This window comes from Tateyamaria pelophila (assembly GCF_019966495.1).
Taxonomy (GTDB): domain Bacteria; phylum Pseudomonadota; class Alphaproteobacteria; order Rhodobacterales; family Rhodobacteraceae; genus Tateyamaria; species Tateyamaria pelophila.
Genome location: NZ_JAIMIA010000216.1, coordinates 1 through 4260, shown reverse-complemented (window position 1 = coordinate 4260; position 4260 = coordinate 1). Strand labels below are relative to the sequence as shown.

Annotated in this window: 3 protein-coding genes and 1 pseudogene; all 4 read right to left on the bottom strand. The window is 56.7% G+C overall.

Annotation, left to right across the window (positions count from 1 at the left end; translation table 11 throughout):
• Nucleotides 1-51: 51 nt before the first annotated feature.
• Nucleotides 52-384 (bottom strand): hypothetical protein, encoded by a 333-nt coding sequence (locus LC354_RS26565; protein ID WP_223428957.1) that lies wholly within the window; start codon nucleotides 382-384, stop codon nucleotides 52-54.
• Between the two features lie 906 nt (nucleotides 385-1290).
• On the bottom strand, nucleotides 1291-1725 hold the full coding sequence (locus tag LC354_RS26560; RefSeq protein WP_223428956.1) for a thioredoxin domain-containing protein: 435 nt from the start codon (nucleotides 1723-1725) through the stop codon (nucleotides 1291-1293).
• 459 nt (nucleotides 1726-2184) lie between these two features.
• Nucleotides 2185-3078 carry an IS21-like element helper ATPase IstB gene (gene istB / locus LC354_RS26555; protein WP_223428955.1) on the bottom strand — a complete coding sequence of 298 codons (894 nt, stop codon included), beginning with the start codon at nucleotides 3076-3078 and terminating at the stop codon, nucleotides 2185-2187.
• Nucleotides 3075-4260: pseudogene (locus LC354_RS26550) on the bottom strand (Mu transposase domain-containing protein); the annotation flags it as partial. The pseudogene LC354_RS26550 and the gene istB, both read right to left, overlap by 4 nt.

Here is a 4260-nt window from a genome sequence, read left to right as displayed (position 1 = left end):
AACGCATGATCTTCTCTCCTGAATTTTGAAACCATACCGCCACAGCGGGTTTCAAAATTCAGGAGAGAAGATCAGAGAAAGATTCGCTGAAGCGGACCGGCTAGAAGCCGGTGGCTTCGATCCATTAGGTGGAAAGTGAAGAAAGCGGACACGTGGATCATCTTCTGATTTTCGCATCACTGATTCGTAGTCCGTCATGCAGATCAGTTGCGCATCATTTCGGATAACCAAAAAGTTTCTCGTTTGAAGAAAAGCTTCGCGGAACTCATGAGCTGCACCCACCGAAGAGAAGTTTAGAACAGTCGTTGTCCCACCTGCGTTGTTCCGAAATCCGTAACATACCACCTTCTTAAGCTCGAAGGTGAAGTCGGCAAACTCGATCATGCTTTCTCTGAAATTTGACATCGAACAACCTATCGTCAGTGTGCAAATCGCCATGCACTCTAACTGTCTCGATTTCGGAGTGAGTCTGACAGTAAAATTTTTGTAAACGTCTAAGCTACAGCAATGGATGCATAAAAAACAGGCTTTTATGGCAGGGCGGTTTCAATTTTCAAGTGCAACGTTTGATTTGAAACCCGCAGTTTCGTCTGGCATGGGTACTGCGCGTGTCTTCCAGCCGAGGGTCTTTCTTAGGCGGCCCTGGCTCCACAATGACGCAAGCGCGCTTGGACTAGAAAACCGACGCAAATCGATACTTGCCCTACTAACCCCAAAGCCATGCGACTACGCTACGGTGCATCACTTGGTAATTATCCTGACCCTGACTATCCCTCACATCAACAGATTGCATGAACATTCGGATAGGGATCCAAACGCCGATCGATGAGTTGGAGGCACAGTTTAAGGCAGGCGGCATCTTCGGTCGGCAGAACGCGTGATTGTAGTTCTGACTTGCCGGGCCCAGACTTTAGAGCCAAGTCTAGTGCGATGCGTAGGTGAGAAGCACAACCCGCGAAACATGCGTTTTTTGACGCTTTGCGGCTAACCGTTGCTTGGCCGTTTCAAGTCTTTGGCGCGCGGCTTCAAGTTGAGCCAAAGCGTGTTCACGCTGCTCATATAGTCGTCGTACCATGGAGCCTGGATTTCCGATTGCCGAAGGTCCGGGTTGGCAACTTGACGGAAACCAAGTTTTGACCTCGCTTAGCGCAGCGCTCCAAGCACGATCCGCATCAAGATAGCGTTGGTAGGTTACCAATAAGACACGCCTTCTCAAAGCAAGATCACTGTGCATTTCACCCTCCCATTGTTTCGAAGCTCTTCAATAATCACCGTGTCCACTCTACAGCCTCAAGCGCGATCCACTCCAGACAACCAGTCTACGATTTGCGCCGCCTGCATCACGCCTGCTTGCCGCTTGACCTCACGCCCGCCACGAAACGCGATCAGCAAAGGGATCCCACGTATGCCGTATCGTTCGCCCGCTTGTGGAAAAGTTTCAGTGTTGAGCTTTGCAAAGCGCGCGCGCCCCTTTTGCATCCTGGACGCCTTTGCGAACTCGGGTCCCATCATCTTACAAGGTCCGCACCAAGCAGCCCAGAAATCCACGATCAGCGGCAGGTCGTCGATCCGAGCAGCCTTTTGAAGGACGTCGAACGAAACTTCAGTCGGCTGATCCTGCAACAATTCGACTCCGCACTTTCCACATTTGGGACCAGCCGCAAGTTTGGTTTCTGGAACCCGGTTTACCTGACCACACGCAAGGCATACGATTTTAACGCCCATCTGACGCTCCAAATAATAGTTCAGCTTCTCCCTATCACGTGAAGATCCGTCCTCCCTTGCGCTGAATCAAAATGATGAAGTTCTTGGTAGGCTCCTCTCGCTACGACACTTTTCATAAATGAAAATTTCGCAGGTTCGCTCGCCATCCCGCGCCTCCCCCTTCCCTCCTGATCTTGAATACTCCTCACATCAGGAGACCACATGAACGTACGGGACAAGATCCAGACGCGTCTGGATACTTTGGAAGAGGGAGCATCAGCGTCGAGAGCAGTTTGGAGGCCACATCAGTGAACAAATACAGTGAAAGTCCAACCGCGAAAGATCAATTCGGCGGGTAACCACATCGCCCGCAAGCTGAACGAAGCCAAACTGCGCGGCTGCCCGCTGCTTTTCACCCACGAGGACATGATTATAGCGCGACAATCTGAGTGAGACCTGCGCGTCAATCTGGATGAGATTCTACGTCGCGGTGTCTGGGATCGTATCAGTGTTATTGTCGCTGGCAAGTTCTGTTTCGGGTGTTGATTGACGCTCCGCGACAATCTGGGGCGTGTTGTTGATTGTCGCGTAGGCTGTCGGCCGTCCGCGGGTTCGCTTTGCCTCCATTGCGCTGCGCCGCCGGAAGCTTTCGACGTTCATTTCGAAGATCGTGGCGTGGTGGACCAGCCTGTCGACTGCGGCGAGCGTCATAGCGGGGTCCGGAAAGATCCTGTTCCATTCACCGAAGGGCTGGTTCGCAGTGATCAGGATGGATCGGCGCTCGTATCGGGCCGAGATCAGTTCGAACAGGACGCTGGTCTCGGCCTGATCCTTGGTGACATAGGCGAGGTCATCGAGGATGAGCAGGTCGTACTTGTCGAGCTTGGCGAGGGCAGCCTCGAGTTGCAATTCGCGCCGCGCGACCTGCAGTTTCTGGACCAGATCGGTCGTTCTGGAGAACAGGACGCGCCAGCCGTTCTCGATCAGGGCGAGGCCGATAGCGGCCGCGAGATGACTCTTGCCGCCACCTGGCGGGCCAAACATCAGGACGTTGGCGCCCTGGGCTAACCAGCTGTCGCCTGCAGCCATGGCCATGACCTGCGCCTTGGAAATCATCGGCACAGCTTCGAAGTCGAAGGTGTCGAGCGTCTTGCCCGGCGGCAGATGCGCTTCGGCGAGATGACGTCCGATCCGGCGGTTGGCGCGCTCGGCCAACTCGTGCTCGGCGATGGCCGCAAGGAAGCGCGCAGCAGGCCAGCCCTCGCGATCGGCCACTTCTGCGAACTGGGGCCAGAGGGTCTTGATCGTGGGCAGGCGCAACTCGGTCAGCATGATGCCGAGACGTGCCTCGTCGATGGGATATGCCGTCTTCATGCCGTTTCTCCCATCCAGGCTGTCGGCGCGACAAGCGCGTCATAGCTGTCGAGGCCAACCTGCTGCACCGTGACGGTGGGAAAAGCTGATGGGTCTGGTCCAAATCGCCGTCGCAAGGCGACAGGATCGGGCAGTTGCCCGGCATCCAGAACCCCGTCCAGTTCCTCGGCCAATTCGCGTTCGCATCCGCGGTCATGCGCCAGCGCGAGCAGTTCGACGGTAACCTTGCAGGCCATCTTCTCGGGCAGATGGGCAATCAGCGCCTCGAAGGCACGCCGATAGGCCAGACGCGGAAAGAGCTTATCACGGTAGATGAGGTTCAGCAGCGCCATCGGCTTGCGGCGCAGGGAATGGATGACATGGTGGTAATTGACCACCTGGTCATGGCGCCCGTCTGGATGCGCCCGTCCTCTGGGAAGTATCATCAGTTGCGTGCCGCCCATGAGGAGCTCCAGCCGGTCGTCGTAGAGCCGGACCCGCAACCGATGACCGATCAGGCGCGATGGCACAGTGTAGAACACCTTGCGCAGGGTGAATCCGCCGGTGCTGGAGACGGTGACGATGACCTCCTCGAAGTCTGTCGTGCGGTGGGCAGGCAAAGCTTGCAGGTAGGTTCGCTCTGCCGCGATACGCTTGCCTTGGGCTGCATTCCGGCGCCCGACGATCTCATCAATGAAGGCACGATAGGCTTCGAGGTCCGCAAACTCTGCGCTGCCCCGCATCAGCAGCGCGTCACGGATTGCCGCCTTGAGATGCCCATGGGCGCTCTCGATCGAACCATTCTAATGTGCCACGCCGCGGTTGTTGCGCGTTGGCGCCATCCGGTAATGGGCACAGAGAGCCTCGTAGCGTTTGGTCAAATCCAGCTTCGCGTCCTGGTCAAGATTGCGGAAGGCGGCCGAGAGACTGTCGCTGCGGTGCTGGTGGGGCGCACCGCCCGCCGACCACAGGGCGTTCTGAAGTCCTTCGGCCAGAGCCACGTAACTCTCGCCGCCCAGGATGACATGGGCATGCGCAAAGCCTGACCACAGCAAGCGGAAGTGATACAGCATGTGTGCCAGTGGCTGACCGGCAACCGTGATGCCAAGTCCCGACATGTCCGTGAAGTCCGACAGGCCCAGCCGACCCGGTTCATGTACCTGCCGGAAGATCACGTCCTGCTCCGCGCCATGCAGCGCGCGC

Excerpts from the sequence above, each read along its gene's own strand:
- LC354_RS26565 (WP_223428957.1), bottom strand. The coding sequence starts at position 384 with ATGATCGAGTTTGCCGACTTCACCTTCGAGCTTAAGAAGGTGGTATGT.
- LC354_RS26560 (WP_223428956.1), bottom strand. The coding sequence starts at position 1,725 with ATGGGCGTTAAAATCGTATGCCTTGCGTGTGGTCAGGTAAACCGGGTT.
- istB (WP_223428955.1), bottom strand. The coding sequence starts at position 3,078 with ATGAAGACGGCATATCCCATCGACGAGGCACGTCTCGGCATCATGCTG.